This is a genomic window from Leifsonia poae (assembly GCF_020009625.1).
Lineage (GTDB): Bacteria > Actinomycetota > Actinomycetes > Actinomycetales > Microbacteriaceae > Leifsonia > Leifsonia poae_A.
In genome coordinates this window covers 2,849,685-2,869,844 of the sequence record NZ_JAIHLP010000002.1, presented here as the reverse complement: position 1 = coordinate 2,869,844, position 20,160 = coordinate 2,849,685, and the positions used below count along the sequence as shown (strand labels likewise).

Sequence of the window (20,160 nt, the reverse complement as noted above, 5' to 3'; positions counted from 1 at the left end):
GTGACGGTCACGGTCGTGCGGGTGATGCGCTTGTGCCCATCCCCCAGGTCTTCCTCTTCCTCGGTCGTCTCGGTCTTGTCCGAGTACTCGGAGCCATCCGCGTAAGCCGATTTCGACTCGTAGGAGCTGACTGTCTCCCCCGATCATCGGCCGAGAACAGGGCCGCGGACTCGAACGCACCTTCGGTGGTGAGCGCTGCGCCTGTGATCTTGCCGGCAACGGCTCTGGCCTTATCGGCGGTGTCGCGGACGATGCCGAGGATCTCGGCAGAGAGCTTCTTAAACCTCCCAGCCGGGTATTCCTTGGTGAGGAACTCGTCACCTTCGGGTGTGCGGGCGATGGCGAACTTGGCGTAGACGCCCTCGTCTCTTTTCTCCAGGACGATGGCCCGGCCAACGGGTGAGAACTGGTCGTGCTCGCGGTTCAGCGTGACGACCGACGCGTCGGCCGGGAGCGATACGGCATCGGCGGAGAAGTAGATCGGTTCGGTCTTCGACATCGAGAGTCGCGAGGTCTCGCCGAACGGGAGAAGGATTCCCTCAACGGTGCGGTCCTCGATATTGACGGAGAACGTGCCAAGTTCGGTGGTCATGGGTCTAGTCCTGTTCTGCCGCGCCAGTGGGCGAGGCCTGGTCGGGTCGAAGGTTGGTGAGGTCGAACCGGATGCGCTGGCCACGGGGCACCACGTTGTCCATCGAGAGCGCCTGCTCCAGCGGTTGCGTCCAGTACGGGATGGTGAAGGCGAAAACCTCGTTGTATTTGCCGTCCTGCGTCGAGTAGGTCAGCGAGGCGGTCGAGAGCGAGCCCTCCAGCACCGATGCCGGCATGTTCATGTAGTTCGCGAAGTCGAGGCGCTGCGCGTTGCGACCGTTCTCGAACAGGTCGGTCTTGTCGGCATTGTGTGCTGTGAGCGACATCGTGTAAGGGATGAACATGACGGCGCTATCGGGATTCCGGCGCGCCTTCGCGACGGCTTCGACGTACGGCTTTGCCTCGTCCTGATTCATGCCGTAGTCGGCGGTCTCCTGGAGCACCATCGCTGGGAACGGGTTTCGAACGCGAGAGACCCACGCTTGCTCGGTGGCGCGAGCTGCCCGGATAGCTTCGTCCGCGATCGTGAGGAGTCCCGGGGCGGGGCCGGGGATGAGCAAGACTTGATCGTCTCGGGCAAGCTCGCCGTCAACCATGATCGCGTTGTGCTCGTTGACGCTCCAACGCTCGAACGGTACGTGCACAGCATCGAGGATGTCGCCCTTGGCGCCGCGGCTTACGGCGAGCAGCGACGCCCACTCGAACAGGTGATCGTCGAGGATTGCGCAGGTGCGCTGGTACGGGCTCACGCCCGTGTCGGACCGATACAGCCAGGTCGGCTGCTTCTCGTCGGGGAGCTTGCCTTCAGCGTTGAGGGCGACGAGCGGGTTCGATGCGATGAGGCTGTGCAGGAGCGCACGGCCTTTCGCGATTACTGGCACCTTGAGCGCTTCGAGACGCGAGACCGCGGCGCTGTCCACACCGAAGACGTCTTTCGCGACGAGCATCGGGACAAGGTTGGAGCTGTCCGCCCACGGAGAGCTAATCGCGGTCGTCTTGCGCGGGAACGGCAGAAGCTCGCCGCGGGCGACGGTCGCGCCGGCCGCGGCGAGCTTCATCTGACTTCGGAACCCCATGCATTAGATGCTCGGGGAGGCATAGGAACATTTACGGTGTCGGAACCAGTTTTCGTTTTAGGCGAGCAATCCGAGCGTCCCTGGTGCGACGACGGTTGTGCGTGTCGTGTTGAGCCTCTTCATGGCGGATTGCGGCCTCGTCGGCGGCGTCGATACTGAGCGCGATCCCCCGCCACCACGGGCACTCGTCGCATCCATACACGTATGTCTCAATCGACCCATCCACGAATACGCTCATGCTGCGATCACCACTCCTGTGCTTCCTGTTCCTCGCGCGAAATATTGGTCCCAATTGCGCAGCGCGCGTGTCGCGGCGACGAGCGGGGTGATGTCGCCGCCGGCGACGGGTGCGCCCCACATCCAGACGCCTTGCGATCCGCGCACGTCGCGCTTCACGGCGACGGCAACTGCGGTGTCTAGGGAGACCTGTCCGGAGTGTTTGAGCTTGCCGCGTTCGAGGTCGCGGAGGAACTGGACGCATCCGGCGGCGTGCTCGCGATAGGTCTGCATCCGCAGTCGTGGTTTCGGGCTGAGCCGGTCGGCCTCGGTGGCGGTGGCCTTGCCCTCCGAGATGTCATCAAACGCGATGGTTGAGCCGCGATACGTGCGGGTCAGCTCCTGCATGCGCTCGGGAATCCACGACGTACTTTGCCGGTGCTCAACGACCTCGACGTAGGCGACGCCGCGGGAGTCGCGCCAGGCGACGACGATCGCGGCCGAGAACCCGCCGGGGCGGATGTCGAGCCCGAACGCAACACGGTCGGGCTTCGCCTTCTTGCGGGCCAGGGCTGCGTCTTCCCACAGCAGAGCGTTGACGGCGGTGGTCCCAAACGACTCCGGCCAGAGTGACAGATATTCGCGCGCCCACTTGGGCTTGTCGAGCTTGCGCCAGTTCTTCCGCATCTTCTCCTCGGTCGTGAGCGTCCCAATGCCCGGGTGCAGAGTCACTAGCAGTGCGATCGCTTGGTCTTCGTCCTCGATGATTTCCCAGGGTGTGGAGTCGGATGCGCAGTAGTCCACACCACCGACATCTGGGTCACCGGCCCGGAGCTTGGCGACGACCTCCCAGAACGGGCCAACGCGTGCCTCGCCGGCCGTGCCGCTGATCACGGTGGCCGCGTTCTCCTTGGTGTCCTGGAGCGGGGCGAGACCGGCGAGCAGGTCGGCTCCCTCCTCGGGGTCGAGTTCCTGGGCTTCGTCCAACCACGAGATGTCACCCGCTTCGCCCCGGTAGGCGTCGGACGACGGCTTGAGCACGAGGAACTTGGACCCGTTGTCCCAGTAGATGCCCTTGCCGACCTCCCCCATCATGACCTTGAACCCGCGGCCAGCGGTCAGATGTTCGGCCTCGGTCGTGATGTCAAGGTCGAACAGGGCGAGCGCGCGCTCAGCGCGCTTCGTGGTTCGGGGCCGATTGCGCAGCCACGGCGGAAGGTCGAGGTCATCGGGCGGATTGATCGCGTCGAGGCGGAGCTTCCACTCGCGCAAACGCGCTGACGACTCACGCCGGACTGCGCCGAGAAGGTGACCTCATAGCCGGGCCGGCTTTCGCACCGGCCCACGAGCCAGCAGAATATCGTGGTGGTCTTGGACGCTCGCCGCATTACCTCGACCGTGAACGTGTCGTAGTCCTCGGCGTTGAGCGCGTCTACCATCCAGAGCTGCTGCGGCTGGATCGGGTAGCGGGGCGGCGTCATCGCTTTCAGCTCGGCGATGTGCTCCCGGTCGTCCAGGTCCACCAGCTCGTAGCCCATCCGACGAGACCCCGCAAGGAACTCCCGGCGGAGTTCCTCGTCCTCCGACAGACGCCCGGTGAACGTCGGCTTGATCCCGCGGTTTCTCACCGCACTCCACAGATTTAGAGAGAATTCCGTACTGCCTATGGCGGGGGTTCCGACGCGATTCTCAAAGGAAGTCGGGGCCGCGACCGTCGTCGCCGTCACCATGAGCGGATATCTTTCTGCGCTCGGGATCGGCTGACGTTGTTCGCGGTGCGGATGCGCGCGCCGAGCTGGCCGCCGGCTCGCTGGTTGCAGCGCCGCCGGCAGGCCGGGCACCATGCGTGCGTCGGGCCCGCGTTCTCGATGGTGGGTTCGCCACCGAGCGCGGCGTCACGACGGTGGCCAACCTGCCACTTGTCCTCGGGCGTGACCGGGTGAGGACAGTTCAGGCACTGAGCCGGGAGCATCGGCTCAATGAGCTTGCGCAGCTTCGGGCTGTGCGTACTCCACTTCTGGTTCTTGTGGTGCTGTGACATGGCCGCTACCTTGCGGCCCGTCGAGGTCGGTCTAGTGCGGGAGTGCCGAGAGGATCGCGAGAGTCGAGCCGACTACTGCCACGAGGATGGCCGAGAGCAACCCCACGATCCAGTTGATCTGCCGGCGCATGATCTGCTCGTGCGTCTTCTTGTTGCCCCAGTAGGTCCGGATGAGTTCTTGCTGTTCGCTCACGGCGGTGTCTCCTCTCGCTGAGGACGATGAGCCCCCACAGTGTCCAGAGCATAGCGGCGGCGATGAATAGCTGCCACACGGGTGTGTCGAAGTCGGGTGTGCTCATGCTGTTGCCTCACTGATCATGGCGCGGTCGAGGGCGGCGGCGAACGCCTCCGCATGGCTGTCGTGGTTGGTGACCGACCATGCGGTCACGACTACCCACTGGATCCCGAGGAGCTTGGTGACGTAGGGCTTCATGCGGTCACCTGCTCAGCGCTCGGGATCACGATGTGACCGAAGATGCAGTGGCGTTCGGTGATCATCTCACCGTGGCACTCGGTGCCGGCGTCATTCGGGTGCGCTATGTGGTTACCTCTAGAACTCTCTTTAGATGTTCTAGATGGTGTTCTTATAGGCGTTGGTTTATCCAATGCGGTGCGCGTTGGCTTATCCAACGCGGTGCGCGACCGCGTTGGCTTATCCAATGCGGTGAAGAGCGTTGCCCCGCCAAGATCGTGAGGGTCGCAGATTTCCCACGTGTCACCCTCGAACTTGCCGCCACGCCCCTGCAACCGTGTGCGCTTGAGGTAGCCCAAGCTCTCTAGCTCATTGGTAGCTGTTCGCACTGCATCGATGCCCTCGGTGGTCTCATCGGCCAATCCCTTGAGGGTGATGTTCCAGCCGTCCTCGTGACTCATGAGTAGTGCAAGCAGTCCGCGTGCACGGAACGACAGGGCAGAGTCTCGAAGCCACGAGTTCGGCAACTGCGTGAAGTTGCTCTCGAAGCGCATGCGGCGACGAATGAGCCGGGGCTCTATCGATGTCGCGTTTGTTGTCATGTGGACATGCAACCGGGCGACGCGACGAAAGAGCGCAAGATGGTCGGCGTGTCGCGTTATTTATCACGGGGTGCGATACAGTACCGGCATGACGATGATCGAGAACCCGGCATGGACCCTGCTGGATCGCCTCAAGTATGCGCGACTCCTCGCAGGCATGGAGCAAGCAGAGATCGCGGCGAGGCTCGGTGTAGCACGCACCACCGTCAGCGCTTGGGAGACTGGCAGAACGGAGCCGAGCGCGACGAACTTCGTGCGATGGGCGCACGTGACTGGTCAGCCGCTTGAATGGCTGGCCGAAGGCATTAACGACAAAACCCCCGCCGAAGCGGGGGTCGTGTCATCTGTCTCAACCAGAGTGCGCCCGGAGGGATTCGAACCCCCAACCTTCTGGTCTGTAGCCTCCGCGCCTAGCCTGCTGGTCGTTGCGCTGCTCGCGCTGATGCGAGAGCGGGCCACCCGATGATCCGCGTAGGCGACGCCGTGCGCATCATGAGCGGCATCTGGGGCGGGCGAACCGGCGTCGTCATCGGGAGCCGTGGTCCGGCGCTCACCGTCGAGTTCACCGGACCTCAGTTCATCCTCGCCCCGAACGGGCCACAGGAAGTCAAGCGGCTGCCGTACGCCTCCGACGAGCTGGTGCCCGCATGAACGCGCGCACCGAGTGCCCGCACCCGGACGCCGTGTACCTGTACCCGGCCACCGACGCCGAGGGCTACGAGCTGGCCGTGTTCCGCTGCACCGAGTGCGGCGACAAGTTCACCGAGGGGGCGTGATGGACGCCCTATTCGACCTCGACCAGCGCGGCGAGGTCGTCGCGACCCTGCCGTGCGGCCACCACATCGACGGCGGCGACGGGCCGGCCCACGAGCTGGAATGCCTCGCCGGGGTGTGCCCGTGCTGCGAGTCAGCGGCCGGCGCGTACGACGTGTGGCTGCACCATAACCCGCGCGGCTACGTCTACCGCGACGGCGTGGACTACTGCGCGTTCCAGTCGCACATGTTCCACGTCGAGGCGATCTGCATCACGTGCCGCTCGTACACGTTCGGCGCGGACGGGTGTCTCAACCTCGCGTGCCCGACGAATCGAGAGCTGGTGAGCGCCTGATGTTCCGATTCGAGCTGACTGTCCAGAAGCTGAACGTGTACGGGGATCGCGTCGATAGCACCTCGGCGGCGAGCATCCTCGCAGACAACCTCAGCGAGGCCGTCACGAAGGGGCGCGTCGCGCACAGCGCCACCTACGACGACTTCCGCAAGTTCTGGTCGCACAGTTTCTCCCTCGTGAGCGTGACCGAGGCGGACCCGATGCCTGCGACACCAGACCACCTGATCGGTGGCCGTCAGGAAGATCCTGACACCGAAATCGCGAACCCAGCGGGGTCGGTATGAGCGCCCGTCGAGAGGTCGAAACGCTCGACTACATCGACTTCGCGCGGCGCATTATCCGGAAGGGTGGCGAGCGTGTGGGCGACGGTGATGAGTTCGAGCTTGCCGAGTTGGTGAGTCTCCGGGATGACATCGAACGGGCGATCACGGCGGCCGTGCACGGTCAGCGCTCGATCGGGCGTTCGTGGGCGTACATCGGCGCGGCGCTCGGTATCAAGCGGCAGAGCGCACAGGAGCGCTACGGACGACACCCGCTTGGGGGCGTGAGTCGCGTCCATACCGCTCGGTCTGATTTCGGCAAAGTCGAAGCATGAACGTTCACTCAGAGTCGTGGGCCGAGGCTATCCGCGACTACCTCACAGCGCAGCGCGCCGCCGGCTTCCCAGACACCACTTGCAGCACGAGGCGGCAGCACCTCGAACACCTGGCCCGGCGTGTAGACGCCGGGCCTTGGTCTCTCACGGGCGATCAGCTCGTGAGTTATGCCGGCGATCAGGCGTGGAAACCCGAGACCCGGCGAGGCCGGCGCACCACGTTTCGTTCGTTCTGGGGGTGGGCTGTCACGGTCCGCCGCGCCGAGGCGAACACGGCGCTTGCGCTGCCCCGTGTGAAGCCGGGACAGGCGAAAGCACGCCCGACACCCGAGCGGGTCTACGAGCACGCCCTTGCCCGTTCTGATGCCCGCCTGAAACTGATTCTGCGCCTGGCGCACGACGCAGGTCTCCGCCGCTCGGAGATCGCTCAGGTGAACTCGTCCGACCTGTTCGAGGACCTGCACGGCTGGTCGCTGCGCGTCCACGGCAAGGGGAGCAAGGAGCGCGACGTGCCGCTGACGCCCCGGCTCGCGCTGGAGCTGCGCACGCTTCCACCCGGATGGGCGTTCCCCGGCTCGGATGGTGGGCACCTCTCGCCGCGGTGGGTCGGCAAGCTGGCGACCGTCGTGCTGCCCGACGAATGGACGCTGCACACGCTGCGGCACTCGTTCGGCACCCGCACCTATCAGCACTCCGACGTTTTCGTTGTGCAATCGCTGCTCGGGCACGCCTCGCCGGCCACCACACGCTTGTACGTGCAAGTGGCCGACGAGTCGCTGCGGCGGGCTGTACTCGCTGCCGCCGGCTAACGGTTGAGGTTGCCGAGCGCGGTCGTCCCCACGGCGGCGACCGCGCCGGCAGCGATCGCGCCGGCCACCGTGGACACGACCGGGCCGAACACGTCGGTTCCGGCCAGGAACGCGGCGGACGCGGCCAGGGGTGTACCTATCGCGTAGATCACGATGCGGGCGACCCTGGGTAGGGTCGGCTTCGTTTCGGTGCTTTCAGGCGCTGCGTGGCTCATGATTCATCGTCTCCAAAGAGGTCATCGGGGAGCGGTAGCGGTTGCACTCCGCTGCGGTATGAGTGGTCGATCTGGGCCCGGAGGTACACCCAAAGCTTGCGGTTGAGGGCGTCGAGCCGGGCGACCCGCTTTTCCAGCGCGGCCACCCGGCCATAGCGGGACGCGAGCACGCCCCCGGATGCGGCGACGATTGCGACGCCGAGGGCAAGGAGCCATTCAGGCATCCGACCACCCGCACTCCCCCGCCCCTCCGTTGCACCAGTAGCCGGCCCGGCCACGTGGGCAGCGACCGATGGCACACAGCCAGCCTCGCCACCGGGTGCGGAGCCAGCTACGCACTCTTCGCCTCCTGGCCGGCTACCGCCATGCTGCGCCACAAGTCGAACTGGCGATCGTTCCCGGTCAGGTGTTTGGAGATGAGCGGGTCGGACTGCTGCACCTCCTCGTCGGTCTTGAGCTGTCGGAAGTACCCGGGACCGATGAGGGCAATTCCCCGGGCGGTGGACTGGATGCGGATGAACAACACGGTGTCTCCTTCGAATAGGGGTGCGGTGGTGAGGTGGTCTTGGATGAACTGCCACGGGTCGATCAGATGCCCGAGGCCGATGTAGGCCGTGACGGCATCGCTGATCGTGATGTGCAGGTGGCTGCCCTGGCTGTTCGTACCGGTGTTGCCGACGTAACCGATGGTCTGCCCACGAGTGACCTTCTGGCCGACCGTGACCGGCGCGGGGCGGTCCATGTGGAGGTAGGCGTAGACGTGGCCGTCCTCGAGGCGGACGGCGAGGTAATTGCCGTTGCCGGGATGCCAGCCGACCGCGACGACCTCGCCGTCTCCGATGGCGGGGATAGGCGAGCCGGCGCCCACGATCCAGTCGGAGCCGGTGTGGCCGTTCGTGCGGCCGTAACCGTGCGAGCCGAACGGGTCGGATGCGTCGTACTTGCCGGGGAACGGATCAACGAGCTGCATGTCGGATTCCTTTCGATTGAGTGGTCATAGTGCCGCCGCCCAGCTCGTGCCGTTCCAGACGTAGACGCCCTGGCAGAGCACCCAACCGGTGCCGTTCCAGACGTACACGCCGAGCGACGCGACCCAGCTCGTGCCGTTCCAGACGTAGCCGCCAGCGAGCACGGTGACGGTGCCCGAGACGCGGTAGCCGCTGTTACCGATCGCGTTAGTCGCCCACACACGGAAGATGTAATTGCCCGGGGCGAGGCCGGCGTAGGTGTAGCTTCCGCTGTTGATGTTCTGGTTTCCGGTCCACGTCGCGCCGCCGTCTGCGCTGTACTGCACCGTGTAGGCGGTGACGGCGCTGCCGCCGTTGTCCGCGCTTCCAGTGATCGTCACGGCGACCTTCAAGCCGGGCTGCGCCGTCGCCGTGATCGCGGCCGGCACGCTCGGCACTTTCGGGATGCGTGGCACGATGACGGCCTGAGAGATATCGACCGGGCCGCCGTAGGTGCTCGTTCCGGTGTCGTTCGTGTGCGCCGAGACGGCATAGCCCGTGAGGTTGCCGGCCGCGTCGTGGCCGACGTTGAAGGTGTATGTGACGACCTCCGCCCTGGTGCCGCTGAAACCGAACGTGCCGTTGCCGTATCCGGTCGCGCTGAACCCGATGCCCGACGCGGAGCCCGACCAACCTGCGTCCGCGACGGCATACACGTGGACACTCAGCGTCGAGTAGTTGCCCGCCCGATTCTGGCTGACCAGAGAAACGTCAAGGTTGTAGGTCGCGTGCGCGGTATGAACGGATGCCATGATTCAGCCCTACGTCGCGCTTTTGATCCACACGTCACCGATGACGTGCCCGGTCCCCGATGGTGTGGCGTTCTGCACTGTGAAGCGACGTTCGATGAGGTCGATCACGTCGGCGATGTCGTCGCCGCGCTGGTTGTCGTTCTGGTATCCGAGCCCGTGGTTTTGCGTGCTGGGAAAGACCGCCAGGCCTTTGGACGCTGCCTTGTCTCCAATTGCCATTTCCGTTCCTTCCTAGGTTGTTGCCGTTGCCCAGGTGGACGATTGGCTCGCCCACGATCCGGAGGTGAAATACCAACTGTTCGCGGGCGTATCGGTGAGGCCGCGCGAGCCGACCTTCATGGTGTCGTCGTCGAAGTCCCAAGTGACCGAACTCGTATACCCGGTCTGCGCGAGGGTCCCCGGCAGTGAGGCCGAGACTTCCATCCCGGGAGTGGCCAGATAGTCGATCGCCGCGGTGAGGTCGAGCATCCGGCCGCGACCGTTCACACGGCTGAGGATGTAGGAGGCTGCCCCTGGCCCGGGGTACGGTCGTGCAATCTCGCGTGTGTACACCTGCGACGCGTTGAGCGGACCGGCGATGTCGTAGCGCACTTGCTCGATGTTCTCGGTGTCGTTCCAGACGTACTTGAGGACAACCGCGTCGAACCAAAGCGGCACACCATCGTCCGACGTGGCGCTGCGGCTGATCGTGTCGGATGCGTCGTAGACGTTGTATCCCGTCGCCACCGTCACGAGCCCCTCGACCGAGTAGGACGAGTCCACAAGCCGCCAGACCCGGTGTTCGTCACAGAACAGGCGCAACCCGGCCTGCTCCAGCACCGGCTGGATGAAATCGTAGGCGGACTCTCCCGGCGCCCACGAGAGCGTCTGGGGGTCGCGCTGGAAGACCGGCGTGCGCGAGCTCGTCGAGGCGTGCGCGATGCCAGACCACTGATAGTTGTACAGGTCAGTGTGGAGGGTCGAACCGTCGAAGTAGGCGAGCGGCGCTACCCCATCTGTCTCCAGCCCGTTGCCGGCCGTGAGCATGGCCGAGTCCGCGAAGAAGACTTCCCCGTTCGCGCTGGTGGCCGTCGTAATGAGAGGGGCAATCATTACGGCGAGTGCCGGCGCTACGGCCGTCCACGCTAGCCGAGTCCAGCCGCCCGTGTTGAGCGCGACCGGTGCTTGCTGTGTGTCCTGAATCGACACGCCGGTCGCGTTGCGGAAGATTAGCCGAGCGGCGAAGAGCCGAGCCGCCGCTGCGGTGCGCATGTACACGCTGAACGTGTACGTCACGCCCGGCGTGGCCGGATAGCCCGTTGTGTTCGGGCACGCGAACACGGATATGCCCGAGCCCGTACCCGTGATCTGGAACGCTGCGACCCCGCTCTGGTGCTGCGCCGTCGTGCGGGCGAGCGTGGACGACTGCGCCAGCCAATTGGCAACGTCCACCTCAGCGGACGGATTGACAACCATGTTCGTCAGGCTCGTGAGGGTTGTGAAGTCGGCGTCGATCGTCCCGGGCTCTAGCGCAGCTCCGATCGTTGCGAGCACATTGCTGTTGACGATCGCTCGGACGCTCGTCTGCCTCGCCAGCGCAGACGTGTTCGGGGCGGTTGCGACGAGTCCACCTGATTGGAGCAACGCCTCATCACTGGCAAGAGCAATATCGATCGTCGCCTCACGGTGGCTTAGCCGCCGGTCGGTCAGAGCAAGATCAAACGTCCGTGTCTGGTGGATGCCGAGCGCCGGCACGTCACGGGTCGCGACGACGACCACACGCGGACGCGGGGTGACACGCGGGTCGATCGCGTCGAACACGGCCTGCGACGGCATGGCAACGGTCAGGCTCGATTGGGCGTACGGTGCCCAACCCTCATCGAGCGTGATCGACCCAGACTTGATGTCAAGCGCGGTCGGAACTCCAGCGACGGCGATCGTCGCTGAGGCCGCATGCATGCTGATCGTCATCGCGACACCTCGCGGTAGGCCACTGTGACGACCCATCGCTTTTTCCTGTCGTCCAGTGCCGTGGTAACCCCACCTTCGTCAAGGACGTAGGTCATGGATGTTGTCGGTTCCGCGTCTGAGCTGAACGAGAAGACGCCGGCCCGAGCGTGCAGCACACGGCACGCTTCGGCCGGCGCTGCGGTGAGGAAGAAGAATTCATGCGAGCCCGCGCGTGTGCCGGCCGGCCGTAGCGTCACATCCGGGTCGCCTCGCCCGATCACGTCGTGAAGTACGTTGCCGCCGGCCTGCTGCGCCTCGTAGCTGAGAACAAGATACGGAGTGATCGTGGTAGTTCCGTCGCTGATCGTCTCCGCCATCAGAACACCTGGTTGCCGACGCGGGCTTTGACGTTCACCGTCAGGCTGCGCTCACGGATCAGATTTCCGACTTGTCTCTCCGCGTCGGTGAGGCCGGTGAGCTTGACGTTGATCGTCTTCGAGTCGGGTGTCTCCTTGAGCTTCTTGTTCAACCCGTCCACCTGGCCGGCCGCCGTACTCGCCGAGCCGCCCGCCTTGGCGGCAGCCTCGGCGGTCTTCGATGTCGCTTGGTTGAACAGGTCGATTCCCGACAAGGAACTGCCAAACTGCTTCTGCAGTTCCTTGTAGTGGTCGATCAGGTTCTGCGTCGAGCGCACGCTTAGAGCACTCGGGTCTTGGGTGGACGCTTTCAGGGCGTCGAGTTCCTTGTTCGCGGCTTTCAGTACGGCCGCAATAGCGTTTGGGTCGTTCGCCTCGGCGCGCAGCGCGGTCTGGAGGCTCACGCCGGCGATATCGGCGTTGTTCTTCACGACTTTGAGCTGCTCGGCGTCCTTGATGATGTCGTGAATCTTCGTCTTGAGAAAGTCTTCCGACAGGTACTTGTCTCCGCTCGCGGTCATATCGTCATACATGTCAGCTACGGCCTTGGCTGACTTTTTGCTGTTCTCGTCCCAGTCCTGAAACAGCTTCGAGGCGATCCCTCCGAGTGCCCCACCGATTAGGCCTCCGACCCCGGGGATGAGAGCAGCAAGGCCGGAGATCGTTGTGCCGAGCGAGCCGATAGACCCGTCAAACGATCCGAGAGCGCTAGCGGCGGTTTGGAGTACACCTTCCGTGTTGCCTCCAAAGTCGCGTACGGCCTGCTCGGCCTTGTCCCAGCTCTGCGCGCTGCTGGACTCGATGGTGCTGTTGGTGCGCTGCACGTCGGCGTCGATCTTGTTGTAGACGGTCTCCACAACCTCCTGCACGTCGTGGACGCTCTTACCCTGCTTTATTGCCGCACTCGACCATGCGGTCACCTGCTCTTTGGCAGCGTCCGCCGACGCGCGCACGATGCCCTTCGCTGCGTCCTTCTGCGCCTGGAGGGTCTTGTCCGCTGACTTCCCGATGCCCTTCTGCGCGGTGTCGGCTGAGTCCGCGGTCTTCTCCACGGCCTTTGAAAGCTGGTCGGTTCCCGATACTGCGTCTTTGACGTTCGCGGAGTAGTTGATGACGATAGGTCCGCCCATCACAGGCTCCTTTCGATTGCGTCGTGTGCCTTTTTGACGAGAATTTGCAGGTACATCTGAACGAGCCGATCGAACGTGCGTCCGGCGGCTGGGTAGGCGACCCACCCCGACCGGGAACGTGTTGGGAGTTGCCGAGTCGTCACACGGGTGATCGAGTACGGCGTCCCCTTCCGCGAATGCGTCAGGTAGGTGCGGGTGCGCTCGACGGACTTACCGAACTCGAACGCACGCCCGGGCCCGTCTGAGGCGACGAGGCCGCCGCTGAGCGTCGCGGTGGTCGCGGCCCGCATCGTGATGCCGAACCCCGACCCGTAGGACTCGGCACCGGTCGCGATGATCTGGTGTTGGAGGGTTGTACCGCCGGATGCGGCAAGTTCCTCTCCGAACGCTTGCGACATCGTTCCGCGGGTGGCGTCGATGATGGCGGCGTTAGCTTCGGTCCCGGCACGCTGGAGCTGCGCCGCCGCCTCGCGGGCTTCGTCGCTGTCGATGGTGAAGAGACCGGGCTGCGTCATGGTTCAGTCGTTCACCAGCTGCGGCTTGTCGGAGCCAAGCGAGACGTTCTGCTCCGCGAACTCCCCGACCTTTCCGCCGATCGCGCCCGGGGTGATGGACACGTTGGACGTGAACGCCGGGCCGGCCGTGATCGGGGTGAACGATGCGTCGGCAGTCTTGCCCTCGTTCTCGAACAGGAATCGCGAGAGGCTTTCGGCGCTCTTCCAGTCCTGAATGTAGGTGAGGTCGCACGTCCAAGTGGACGGGCCGGTGTCGGTGTGCGTGTTGCCGCCGAGCCCACTCCACGTCTTGGTGTCGGACTTGGGGGTGAACTGCACGGCTGAGACGTGCTTCTGGAACTCCAGGGGCTCCCCGGCATCGTCGGTGAGTTTCAGCGACAGAATGACGTTCTTGAGGATCAGCGGCTTGACGTCGAGTGCGGGCATGGTGTTACTCCTTCTTGGTGAACAGGGTGAGGTCGATCTTGTACGCCTGAGCGCCGGTGACATGGTTCGCTCGCGAGGCGCGCGTCCAGGTCAGCCAGTCCAGGCTGTCGAGAATGCCGAGAACGGCATATAGGCCTTCTTCGAGGTCGTCCTCTGCGGCCGGCTGGTCCTTCTTGGGGCTGAGCACCCAGACGACGAACTGCTCCTTGTAGTTCCCCATCGCGTTCGAGTTCGGCTGTATTTCCTCGCGGTAGAGCTGCACGATGCGGCGCGACGGCGAGAGTTCATCGAGCGTGCGGGGTACGTCGATGACCGTGTACCGCTGCTTGTGCAGACCCGCGGTGAGAGCGGCGGCGAGCTCGGAGCGAACAGACATCAGCCGACCGCCGGGATTCCGCGGCGCGGGCGCAGCAGTTGTTTGATCGAGTTGTCGAGCGGGTACGGCCGGATGACGAACAAGGCGTCGTCGCCTGCGTTCGACGGATCGGTTTTGGTCGCGTTCCAAGTGTTCCGGGCCTGCTGGAGCTGCGCTTGGGTGTACCCGGCCGGCAGGGGAAGGATCACGTCGCCGTCGTCATCCACAGGAATGGCGGGCGCGAAGATCGTGCATGCGCGCTTCGCTGAGTCGAGCAGACCCCAGAGAAGCACGTCATCGAGGTCTTTCGCGTCGGCCCACTGCTTGCGGGCTTGGTAGAGGGTGAGCCAGCCGTCATGAGCCTGTACGACGAACGAGAGCGGTTCGGCTTCCTGGCTCCACGTGTCGGTGGTGACGCGCAGCTCGATGTCGTAGACGCTTGGCATCCCAAGCGGAGACGGGCCGGCGGGAAAACCGATCAGGGCGGTGTCGCCGTCGAGGGTCACCGTGAGCGGGATCGTGCCGTGTACGCCGAGCACGCGGAGCGCTGCGGAGATGGTCGCGCCGGCCAGGGGTACGGGTTCGTAGTCCTCGTCGACCAAGGTGACGCGGATCGGTGCCGGGATGTCGCTTACCCAGTAGGGGCCGGCGGTGGCTTCGGGGATGAGTGCCATGTCGGCCTCCTTTCGAGTGGGTGGGGCTCGCCCCGCCGCTGCGGGGGCTGCGGCGGGGCGAGCTGTCGGCTAAGCGTCCGCGACGCCGATCTTGACGAGGGCGGGCGCGTAGTCGGTCATGTACTGCGAGTAACCGATGACGGACTTGTCGATGCCGCCGCGGGCGATGTCGAGAGCGTCGAGGTTCAGGGGAGATGCGCCGCCCAGCTCGTTGTAGTGCGCGGCGTCGCGGGCTCCAACGAGCACGGCGGGCGTGCTCGCGATACCGATGTCGCCCTTGACGACCTGGACCTTACCGGCAAGGCCGGTGCCGTCCTGGATGCCGAAATTGAGGTTGATGTACTCGGGCAGGGCGTCCTTGGGCGAGTAGATGAGCTGCTTCCACGCCGCGGCGTTCACGACGGCGAATGTCGGCGTGCCGTCGATCGGGTCCGACGAAACGGTGTCGATGCCCTGGATGAGCATGCCGACTGCCGCCGGGTACGCGGGGTTTCCCGCGGTCGGGTATGCGTCGGGAGCGACGAGCGTAGATGCGCCGACGAGCTGCTGGAGGAGCCACTTGTCGGTGACGCGCTTGTAGCTGTTGGCGACGAGGCGGAGGAACGCGGCGACGAACTGCTCGTTGCCGGGGATGTCGAAGAATTCGCGGGCGATGTCGGCCGCCCAGCCCCACTTCTGGAACACAGAGCTGATGGCCGCGGTCGAACCACCCGACGACGGCAGCTCGGCCTTGTTCCCGGCCCACGCCTGCACGGGCTCGGGGCTGTTGGTAGAGACGCTGAACCCCATCTCCGTGATCGCCGTGATGTCGCCGGTGGCGATGAGGGGGATGTACCGCCGGTTGTACGCCGCTGCGGCGTACACCTCTCCGAGCCACTTGGGCTGGATCAGCCCGTTGGCCGGGAGTGCGCCAGCTCCGGTGAGCTTGATGTCGGTCAGGGCGGCGAGCATGTTCTCCGCCTCCCGGTCGCCCTCTCGCACCTTGGTGATGAGCGCGAAAATGTCACGGGCGGCGGGCTCGTTCAGCTCGCCGGCGGGGGTGATGAGATTGGCCGCGGACGCGGCCAGGGTTGCGGGTACGGTTGCGACGCCCACGGGGTCTCCATTCTCTGTGGCCTGTTGGACAGGCTGCTTAACTTCCGTGACGGTCACGGTCGTGCGGGTGATGCGCTTGTGCCCATCCCCCAGGTCTTCCTCTTCCTCGGTCGTCTCGGTCTTGTCCGAGTACTCGGAGCCATCCGCGTAAGCCGATTTCGACTCGTAGGAGCTGACTGTCTCCCCCGATCCATCGGCCGAGAACAGGGCCGCGGACTCGAACGCACCTTCGGTGGTGAGCGCTGCGCCTGTGATCTTGCCGGCAACGGCTCTGGCCTTATCGGCGGTGTCGCGGACGATGCCGAGGATCTCGGCAGAGAGCTTCTTAAACCTCCCAGCCGGGTATTCCTTGGTGAGGAACTCGTCACCTTCGGGTGTGCGGGCGATGGCGAACTTGGCGTAGACGCCCTCGTCTCTTTTCTCCAGGACGATGGCCCGGCCAACGGGTGAGAACTGGTCGTGCTCGCGGTTCAGCGTGACGACCGACGCGTCGGCCGGGAGCGATACGGCATCGGCGGAGAAGTAGATCGGTTCGGTCTTCGACATCGAGAGTCGCGAGGTCTCGCCGAACGGGAGAAGGATTCCCTCAACGGTGCGGTCCTCGATATTGACGGAGAACGTGCCAAGTTCGGTGGTCATGGGTCTAGTCCTGTTCTGCCGCGCCAGTGGGCGAGGCCTGGTCGGGTCGAAGGTTGGTGAGGTCGAACCGGATGCGCTGGCCACGGGGCACCACGTTGTCCATCGAGAGCGCCTGCTCCAGCGGTTGCGTCCAGTACGGGATGGTGAAGGCGAAAACCTCGTTGTATTTGCCGTCCTGCGTCGAGTAGGTCAGCGAGGCGGTCGAGAGCGAGCCCTCCAGCACCGATGCCGGCATGTTCATGTAGTTCGCGAAGTCGAGGCGCTGCGCGTTGCGACCGTTCTCGAACAGGTCGGTCTTGTCGGCATTGTGTGCTGTGAGCGACATCGTGTAAGGGATGAACATGACGGCGCTATCGGGATTCCGGCGCGCCTTCGCGACGGCTTCGACGTACGGCTTTGCCTCGTCCTGATTCATGCCGTAGTCGGCGGTCTCCTGGAGCACCATCGCTGGGAACGGGTTTCGAACGCGAGAGACCCACGCTTGCTCGGTGGCGCGAGCTGCCCGGATAGCTTCGTCCGCGATCGTGAGGAGTCCCGGGCCGGGGCCGGGGATGAGCAAGACTTGATCGTCTCGGGCAAGCTCGCCGTCAACCATGATCGCGTTGTGCTCGTTGACGCTCCAACGCTCGAACGGTACGTGCACAGCATCGAGGATGTCGCCCTTGGCGCCGCGGCTTACGGCGAGCAGCGACGCCCACTCGAACAGGTGATCGTCGAGGATTGCGCAGGTGCGCTGGTACGGGCTCACGCCCGTGTCGGACCGATACAGCCAGGTCGGCTGCTTCTCGTCGGGGAGCTTGCCTTCAGCGTTGAGGGCGACGAGCGGGTTCGATGCGATGAGGCTGTGCAGGAGCGCACGGCCTTTCGCGATTACTGGCACCTTGAGCGCTTCGAGACGCGAGACCGCGGCGCTGTCCACACCGAAGACGTCTTTCGCGACGAGCATCGGGACAAGGTTGGAGCTGTCCGCCCACGGAGAGCTAATCGCGGTCGTCTTGCGCGGGAACGGCAGAAGCTCGCCGCGGGCGACGGTCGCGCCGGCCGCGGCGAGCTTCATCTGACTTCGGAACCCCATGCATTAGATGCTCGGGGAGGCATAGGAACATTTACGGTGTCGGAACCAGTTTTCGTTTTAGGCGAGCAATCCGAGCGTCCCTGGTGCGACGACGGTTGTGCGTGTCGTGTTGAGCCTCTTCATGGCGGATTGCGGCCTCGTCGGCGGCGTCGATACTGAGCGCGATCCCCCGCCACCACGGGCACTCGTCGCATCCATACACGTATGTCTCAATCGACCCATCCACGAATACGCTCATGCTGCGATCACCACTCCTGTGCTTCCTGTTCCTCGCGCGAAATATTGGTCCCAATTGCGCAGCGCGCGTGTCGCGGCGACGAGCGGGGTGATGTCGCCGCCGGCGACGGGTGCGCCCCACATCCAGACGCCTTGCGATCCGCGCACGTCGCGCTTCACGGCGACGGCAACTGCGGTGTCTAGGGAGACCTGTCCGGAGTGTTTGAGCTTGCCGCGTTCGAGGTCGCGGAGGAACTGGACGCATCCGGCGGCGTGCTCGCGATAGGTCTGCATCCGCAGTCGTGGTTTCGGGCTGAGCCGGTCGGCCTCGGTGGCGGTGGCCTTGCCCTCCGAGATGTCATCAAACGCGATGGTTGAGCCGCGATACGTGCGGGTCAGCTCCTGCATGCGCTCGGGAATCCACGACGTACTTTGCCGGTGCTCAACGACCTCGACGTAGGCGACGCCGCGGGAGTCGCGCCAGGCGACGACGATCGCGGCCGAGAACCCGCCGGGGCGGATGTCGAGCCCGAACGCAACACGGTCGGGCTTCGCCTTCTTGCGGGCCAGGGCTGCGTCTTCCCACAGCAGAGCGTTGACGGCGGTGGTCCCAAACGACTCCGGCCAGAGTGACAGATATTCGCGCGCCCACTTGGGCTTGTCGAGCTTGCGCCAGTTCTTCCGCATCTTCTCCTCGGTCGTGAGCGTCCCAATGCCCGGGTGCAGAGTCACTAGCAGTGCGATCGCTTGGTCTTCGTCCTCGATGATTTCCCAGGGTGTGGAGTCGGATGCGCAGTAGTCCACACCACCGACATCTGGGTCACCGGCCCGGAGCTTGGCGACGACCTCCCAGAACGGGCCAACGCGTGCCTCGCCGGCCGTGCCGCTGATCACGGTGGCCGCGTTCTCCTTGGTGTCCTGGAGCGGGGCGAGACCGGCGAGCAGGTCGGCTCCCTCCTCGGGGTCGAGTTCCTGGGCTTCGTCCAACCACGAGATGTCACCCGCTTCGCCCCGGTAGGCGTCGGACGACGGCTTGAGCACGAGGAACTTGGACCCGTTGTCCCAGTAGATGCCCTTGCCGACCTCCCCCATCATGACCTTGAACCCGCGGCCAGCGGTCAGATGTTCGGCCTCGGTCGTGATGTCAAGGTCGAACAGGGCGAGCGCGCGCTCAGCGCGCTTCGTGGTTCGGGGCCGATTGCGCAGCCACGGCGGAAGGTCGAGGTCATCGGGCGGATTGATCGCGTCGAGGCGGAGCTTCCACTCGCGCAAACGCGCTGACGACTTCACGCCGGACTGCGCCGAGAAGGTGACCTCATAGCCGGGCCGGCTTTCGCACCGGCCCACGAGCCAGCAGAATATCGTGGTGGTCTTGGACGCTCGCCGCATTACCTCGACCGTGAACGTGTCGTAGTCCTCGGCGTTGAGCGCGTCTACCATCCAGAGCTGCTGCGGCTGGATCGGGTAGCGGGGCGGCGTCATCGCTTTCAGCTCGGCGATGTGCTCCCGGTCGTCCAGGTCCACCAGCTCGTAGCCCATCCGACGAGACCCCGCAAGGAACTCCCGGCGGAGTTCCTCGTCCTCCGACAGACGCCCGGTGAACGTCGGCTTGATCCCGCGGTTTCTCACCGCACTCCACAGATTTAGAGAGAATTCCGTACTGCCTATGGCGGGGGTTCCGACGCGATTCTCAAAGGAAGTCGGGGCCGCGACCGTCGTCGCCGTCACCATGAGCGGATATCTTTCTGCGCTCGGGATCGGCTGACGTTGTTCGCGGTGCGGATGCGCGCGCCGAGCTGGCCGCCGGCTCGCTGGTTGCAGCGCCGCCGGCAGGCCGGGCACCATGCGTGCGTCGGGCCCGCGTTCTCGATGGTGGGTTCGCCACCGAGCGCGGCGTCACGACGGTGGCCAACCTGCCACTTGTCCTCGGGCGTGACCGGGTGAGGACAGTTCAGGCACTGAGCCGGGAGCATCGGCTCAATGAGCTTGCGCAGCTTCGGGCTGTGCGTACTCCACTTCTGGTTCTTGTGGTGCTGTGACATGGCCGCTACCTTGCGGCCCGTCGAGGTCGGTCTAGTGCGGGAGTGCCGAGAGGATCGCGAGAGTCGAGCCGACTACTGCCACGAGGATGGCCGAGAGCAACCCCACGATCCAGTTGATCTGCCGGCGCATGATCTGCTCGTGCGTCTTCTTGTTGCCCCAGTAGGTCCGGATGAGTTCTTGCTGTTCGCTCACGGCGGTGTCTCCTCTCGCTGAGGACGATGAG

The 20,160-nt window shown here is 64.9% G+C and carries 31 protein-coding genes; 7 read left to right on the top strand and 24 right to left on the bottom strand.

Annotation, left to right across the window (positions count from 1 at the left end):
• Positions 1–7: 7 nt before the first annotated feature.
• From K5L49_RS14525 to K5L49_RS14495, 7 genes are all read right to left on the bottom strand, one after another.
• Entirely contained in the window at positions 8–592 is a 585-nt protein-coding gene (locus tag K5L49_RS14525; RefSeq protein ID WP_223693821.1) for a hypothetical protein, read from the bottom strand.
• A gap of 4 nt (positions 593–596) precedes the next feature.
• A complete protein-coding gene (locus K5L49_RS14520) occupies positions 597–1,667 on the bottom strand; it encodes a phage portal protein (RefSeq protein WP_223693819.1) in 1,071 nt (356 codons plus the stop codon).
• A gap of 234 nt (positions 1,668–1,901) precedes the next feature.
• Positions 1,902–3,155 carry a hypothetical protein gene (locus K5L49_RS14515; RefSeq protein WP_223693817.1) on the bottom strand — a complete coding sequence of 418 codons (1,254 nt, stop codon included), beginning with the start codon at positions 3,153–3,155 and terminating at the stop codon, positions 1,902–1,904.
• 451 nt (positions 3,156–3,606) lie between these two features.
• On the bottom strand, positions 3,607–3,924 hold the full coding sequence (locus K5L49_RS14510) for a hypothetical protein (protein ID WP_223693779.1): 318 nt from the start codon (positions 3,922–3,924) through the stop codon (positions 3,607–3,609).
• Positions 3,925–3,955: 31 nt separating this feature from the next.
• The gene (locus K5L49_RS14505; protein WP_223693777.1) at positions 3,956–4,117 is read right to left on the bottom strand and encodes a hypothetical protein; all 162 of its coding nucleotides are present in this window, start codon (positions 4,115–4,117) and stop codon (positions 3,956–3,958) included.
• Positions 4,118–4,219: 102 nt separating this feature from the next.
• Positions 4,220–4,357 carry a hypothetical protein gene (locus K5L49_RS14500; RefSeq protein WP_223693776.1) on the bottom strand — a complete coding sequence of 46 codons (138 nt, stop codon included), beginning with the start codon at positions 4,355–4,357 and terminating at the stop codon, positions 4,220–4,222.
• A complete protein-coding gene (locus tag K5L49_RS14495) occupies positions 4,354–4,938 on the bottom strand; it encodes a helix-turn-helix domain-containing protein (RefSeq protein WP_223693774.1) in 585 nt (194 codons plus the stop codon). Before K5L49_RS14495 ends, K5L49_RS14500 begins: the two co-directional genes overlap by 4 nt.
• Positions 4,939–5,026: 88 nt before the next feature.
• Between K5L49_RS14495 and K5L49_RS14490 the strand changes: the two genes are divergently transcribed.
• Genes K5L49_RS14490 through K5L49_RS14465 form a run of 7 tightly spaced genes read left to right on the top strand, consistent with a single transcriptional unit; the run spans position 5,027 to position 7,450 of the window.
• Positions 5,027–5,404: a helix-turn-helix domain-containing protein gene (locus K5L49_RS14490; protein WP_223693815.1), complete on the top strand. Its 378-nt coding sequence runs from the start codon at positions 5,027–5,029 to the stop codon at positions 5,402–5,404.
• Complete coding sequence (locus K5L49_RS14485; RefSeq protein ID WP_223693814.1) at positions 5,401–5,589, top strand: hypothetical protein; 189 nt, start codon at positions 5,401–5,403, stop codon at positions 5,587–5,589. The genes K5L49_RS14490 and K5L49_RS14485 overlap by 4 nt, the downstream gene beginning before the upstream one ends.
• On the top strand, positions 5,586–5,714 hold the full coding sequence (locus tag K5L49_RS20190) for a hypothetical protein (protein ID WP_263298877.1): 129 nt from the start codon (positions 5,586–5,588) through the stop codon (positions 5,712–5,714). The genes K5L49_RS14485 and K5L49_RS20190 overlap by 4 nt, the downstream gene beginning before the upstream one ends.
• Positions 5,714–6,046: a hypothetical protein gene (locus tag K5L49_RS14480; RefSeq protein ID WP_223693812.1), complete on the top strand. Its 333-nt coding sequence runs from the start codon at positions 5,714–5,716 to the stop codon at positions 6,044–6,046. Before K5L49_RS20190 ends, K5L49_RS14480 begins: the two co-directional genes overlap by 1 nt.
• Positions 6,046–6,330 carry a hypothetical protein gene (locus K5L49_RS14475; protein ID WP_223693811.1) on the top strand — a complete coding sequence of 95 codons (285 nt, stop codon included), beginning with the start codon at positions 6,046–6,048 and terminating at the stop codon, positions 6,328–6,330. The genes K5L49_RS14480 and K5L49_RS14475 overlap by 1 nt, the downstream gene beginning before the upstream one ends.
• Positions 6,327–6,641: a hypothetical protein gene (locus tag K5L49_RS14470; protein WP_223693809.1), complete on the top strand. Its 315-nt coding sequence runs from the start codon at positions 6,327–6,329 to the stop codon at positions 6,639–6,641. The genes K5L49_RS14475 and K5L49_RS14470 overlap by 4 nt, the downstream gene beginning before the upstream one ends.
• Positions 6,638–7,450 carry a tyrosine-type recombinase/integrase gene (locus K5L49_RS14465; protein WP_223693807.1) on the top strand — a complete coding sequence of 271 codons (813 nt, stop codon included), beginning with the start codon at positions 6,638–6,640 and terminating at the stop codon, positions 7,448–7,450. The genes K5L49_RS14470 and K5L49_RS14465 overlap by 4 nt, the downstream gene beginning before the upstream one ends.
• Here the strand turns inward: K5L49_RS14465 and K5L49_RS14460 are convergent.
• The 17 genes from K5L49_RS14460 to K5L49_RS14380 all read right to left on the bottom strand — a co-directional run bounded on the left by K5L49_RS14460 (position 7,447) and on the right by K5L49_RS14380 (position 20,129).
• A complete protein-coding gene (locus K5L49_RS14460; protein WP_223693805.1) occupies positions 7,447–7,665 on the bottom strand; it encodes a hypothetical protein in 219 nt (72 codons plus the stop codon). The two genes, K5L49_RS14465 and K5L49_RS14460, sit on opposite strands and share 4 nt — an antisense overlap.
• Positions 7,662–7,889, bottom strand: a complete 228-nt coding sequence (locus K5L49_RS14455; RefSeq protein WP_223693803.1) for a hypothetical protein — start codon at positions 7,887–7,889, stop codon at positions 7,662–7,664. Before K5L49_RS14455 ends, K5L49_RS14460 begins: the two co-directional genes overlap by 4 nt.
• A 107-nt stretch (positions 7,890–7,996) precedes the next feature.
• Positions 7,997–8,635: a M23 family metallopeptidase gene (locus tag K5L49_RS14450; RefSeq protein ID WP_223693801.1), complete on the bottom strand. Its 639-nt coding sequence runs from the start codon at positions 8,633–8,635 to the stop codon at positions 7,997–7,999.
• A gap of 24 nt (positions 8,636–8,659) precedes the next feature.
• Positions 8,660–9,424 carry a fibronectin type III domain-containing protein gene (locus K5L49_RS14445; RefSeq protein ID WP_223693799.1) on the bottom strand — a complete coding sequence of 255 codons (765 nt, stop codon included), beginning with the start codon at positions 9,422–9,424 and terminating at the stop codon, positions 8,660–8,662.
• Positions 9,425–9,433: 9 nt separating this feature from the next.
• Positions 9,434–9,643 carry a hypothetical protein gene (locus tag K5L49_RS14440; RefSeq protein ID WP_223693797.1) on the bottom strand — a complete coding sequence of 70 codons (210 nt, stop codon included), beginning with the start codon at positions 9,641–9,643 and terminating at the stop codon, positions 9,434–9,436.
• Between the two features lie 12 nt (positions 9,644–9,655).
• Positions 9,656–11,374 carry a hypothetical protein gene (locus tag K5L49_RS14435; RefSeq protein WP_223693796.1) on the bottom strand — a complete coding sequence of 573 codons (1,719 nt, stop codon included), beginning with the start codon at positions 11,372–11,374 and terminating at the stop codon, positions 9,656–9,658.
• Positions 11,371–11,730, bottom strand: coding sequence for a hypothetical protein (locus K5L49_RS14430; protein ID WP_223693794.1), 360 nt, complete (start codon positions 11,728–11,730; stop codon positions 11,371–11,373). The genes K5L49_RS14435 and K5L49_RS14430 overlap by 4 nt, the downstream gene beginning before the upstream one ends.
• Complete coding sequence (locus tag K5L49_RS14425; protein WP_223693792.1) at positions 11,730–12,899, bottom strand: hypothetical protein; 1,170 nt, start codon at positions 12,897–12,899, stop codon at positions 11,730–11,732. Before K5L49_RS14425 ends, K5L49_RS14430 begins: the two co-directional genes overlap by 1 nt.
• Complete coding sequence (locus K5L49_RS14420; protein WP_223693791.1) at positions 12,899–13,414, bottom strand: hypothetical protein; 516 nt, start codon at positions 13,412–13,414, stop codon at positions 12,899–12,901. The genes K5L49_RS14425 and K5L49_RS14420 overlap by 1 nt, the downstream gene beginning before the upstream one ends.
• Positions 13,415–13,417: 3 nt before the next feature.
• Entirely contained in the window at positions 13,418–13,840 is a 423-nt protein-coding gene (locus K5L49_RS14415; RefSeq protein ID WP_223693789.1) for a hypothetical protein, read from the bottom strand.
• Between the two features lie 4 nt (positions 13,841–13,844).
• Entirely contained in the window at positions 13,845–14,216 is a 372-nt protein-coding gene (locus K5L49_RS14410; protein ID WP_223693787.1) for a hypothetical protein, read from the bottom strand.
• Complete coding sequence (locus K5L49_RS14405) at positions 14,216–14,869, bottom strand: hypothetical protein (RefSeq protein ID WP_223693785.1); 654 nt, start codon at positions 14,867–14,869, stop codon at positions 14,216–14,218. Before K5L49_RS14405 ends, K5L49_RS14410 begins: the two co-directional genes overlap by 1 nt.
• 69 nt (positions 14,870–14,938) lie before the next feature.
• Positions 14,939–16,603, bottom strand: a complete 1,665-nt coding sequence (locus K5L49_RS14400) for a hypothetical protein (protein WP_223693784.1) — start codon at positions 16,601–16,603, stop codon at positions 14,939–14,941.
• Between the two features lie 4 nt (positions 16,604–16,607).
• Positions 16,608–17,678 (bottom strand): phage portal protein, encoded by a 1,071-nt coding sequence (locus K5L49_RS14395; protein ID WP_223693782.1) that lies wholly within the window; start codon positions 17,676–17,678, stop codon positions 16,608–16,610.
• Positions 17,679–17,912: 234 nt separating this feature from the next.
• Complete coding sequence (locus K5L49_RS14390; RefSeq protein ID WP_223693780.1) at positions 17,913–19,523, bottom strand: hypothetical protein; 1,611 nt, start codon at positions 19,521–19,523, stop codon at positions 17,913–17,915.
• Positions 19,524–19,618: 95 nt separating this feature from the next.
• Positions 19,619–19,936, bottom strand: coding sequence for a hypothetical protein (locus tag K5L49_RS14385; RefSeq protein ID WP_223693779.1), 318 nt, complete (start codon positions 19,934–19,936; stop codon positions 19,619–19,621).
• Between the two features lie 31 nt (positions 19,937–19,967).
• Positions 19,968–20,129, bottom strand: a complete 162-nt coding sequence (locus K5L49_RS14380) for a hypothetical protein (protein ID WP_223693777.1) — start codon at positions 20,127–20,129, stop codon at positions 19,968–19,970.
• Positions 20,130–20,160 lie beyond the last annotated feature (31 nt).

Excerpts from the sequence above, each read along its gene's own strand:
- K5L49_RS14520 (WP_223693819.1), bottom strand. The coding sequence starts at position 1,667 with ATGGGGTTCCGAAGTCAGATGAAGCTCGCCGCGGCCGGCGCGACCGTC.
- K5L49_RS14425 (WP_223693792.1), bottom strand. The coding sequence starts at position 12,899 with ATGGGCGGACCTATCGTCATCAACTACTCCGCGAACGTCAAAGACGCA.
- K5L49_RS14395 (WP_223693782.1), bottom strand. The coding sequence starts at position 17,678 with ATGGGGTTCCGAAGTCAGATGAAGCTCGCCGCGGCCGGCGCGACCGTC.
- K5L49_RS14410 (WP_223693787.1), bottom strand. The coding sequence starts at position 14,216 with ATGTCTGTTCGCTCCGAGCTCGCCGCCGCTCTCACCGCGGGTCTGCAC.
- K5L49_RS14455 (WP_223693803.1), bottom strand. The coding sequence starts at position 7,889 with ATGCCTGAATGGCTCCTTGCCCTCGGCGTCGCAATCGTCGCCGCATCC.
- K5L49_RS14470 (WP_223693809.1), top strand. The coding sequence starts at position 6,327 with ATGAGCGCCCGTCGAGAGGTCGAAACGCTCGACTACATCGACTTCGCG.
- K5L49_RS20190 (WP_263298877.1), top strand. The coding sequence starts at position 5,586 with ATGAACGCGCGCACCGAGTGCCCGCACCCGGACGCCGTGTACCTGTAC.
- K5L49_RS14405 (WP_223693785.1), bottom strand. The coding sequence starts at position 14,869 with ATGGCACTCATCCCCGAAGCCACCGCCGGCCCCTACTGGGTAAGCGAC.
- K5L49_RS14460 (WP_223693805.1), bottom strand. The coding sequence starts at position 7,665 with ATGAGCCACGCAGCGCCTGAAAGCACCGAAACGAAGCCGACCCTACCC.
- K5L49_RS14445 (WP_223693799.1), bottom strand. The coding sequence starts at position 9,424 with ATGGCATCCGTTCATACCGCGCACGCGACCTACAACCTTGACGTTTCT.
- K5L49_RS14480 (WP_223693812.1), top strand. The coding sequence starts at position 5,714 with ATGGACGCCCTATTCGACCTCGACCAGCGCGGCGAGGTCGTCGCGACC.
- K5L49_RS14475 (WP_223693811.1), top strand. The coding sequence starts at position 6,046 with ATGTTCCGATTCGAGCTGACTGTCCAGAAGCTGAACGTGTACGGGGAT.
- K5L49_RS14490 (WP_223693815.1), top strand. The coding sequence starts at position 5,027 with ATGACGATGATCGAGAACCCGGCATGGACCCTGCTGGATCGCCTCAAG.
- K5L49_RS14400 (WP_223693784.1), bottom strand. The coding sequence starts at position 16,603 with ATGACCACCGAACTTGGCACGTTCTCCGTCAATATCGAGGACCGCACC.
- K5L49_RS14485 (WP_223693814.1), top strand. The coding sequence starts at position 5,401 with ATGATCCGCGTAGGCGACGCCGTGCGCATCATGAGCGGCATCTGGGGC.
- K5L49_RS14430 (WP_223693794.1), bottom strand. The coding sequence starts at position 11,730 with ATGGCGGAGACGATCAGCGACGGAACTACCACGATCACTCCGTATCTT.
- K5L49_RS14440 (WP_223693797.1), bottom strand. The coding sequence starts at position 9,643 with ATGGCAATTGGAGACAAGGCAGCGTCCAAAGGCCTGGCGGTCTTTCCC.
- K5L49_RS14495 (WP_223693774.1), bottom strand. The coding sequence starts at position 4,938 with ATGACAACAAACGCGACATCGATAGAGCCCCGGCTCATTCGTCGCCGC.
- K5L49_RS14525 (WP_223693821.1), bottom strand. The coding sequence starts at position 592 with ATGACCACCGAACTTGGCACGTTCTCCGTCAATATCGAGGACCGCACC.
- K5L49_RS14415 (WP_223693789.1), bottom strand. The coding sequence starts at position 13,840 with ATGCCCGCACTCGACGTCAAGCCGCTGATCCTCAAGAACGTCATTCTG.
- K5L49_RS14435 (WP_223693796.1), bottom strand. The coding sequence starts at position 11,374 with ATGACGATCAGCATGCATGCGGCCTCAGCGACGATCGCCGTCGCTGGA.
- K5L49_RS14500 (WP_223693776.1), bottom strand. The coding sequence starts at position 4,357 with ATGAAGCCCTACGTCACCAAGCTCCTCGGGATCCAGTGGGTAGTCGTG.
- K5L49_RS14510 (WP_223693779.1), bottom strand. The coding sequence starts at position 3,924 with ATGTCACAGCACCACAAGAACCAGAAGTGGAGTACGCACAGCCCGAAG.
- K5L49_RS14420 (WP_223693791.1), bottom strand. The coding sequence starts at position 13,414 with ATGACGCAGCCCGGTCTCTTCACCATCGACAGCGACGAAGCCCGCGAG.
- K5L49_RS14385 (WP_223693779.1), bottom strand. The coding sequence starts at position 19,936 with ATGTCACAGCACCACAAGAACCAGAAGTGGAGTACGCACAGCCCGAAG.
- K5L49_RS14450 (WP_223693801.1), bottom strand. The coding sequence starts at position 8,635 with ATGCAGCTCGTTGATCCGTTCCCCGGCAAGTACGACGCATCCGACCCG.
- K5L49_RS14465 (WP_223693807.1), top strand. The coding sequence starts at position 6,638 with ATGAACGTTCACTCAGAGTCGTGGGCCGAGGCTATCCGCGACTACCTC.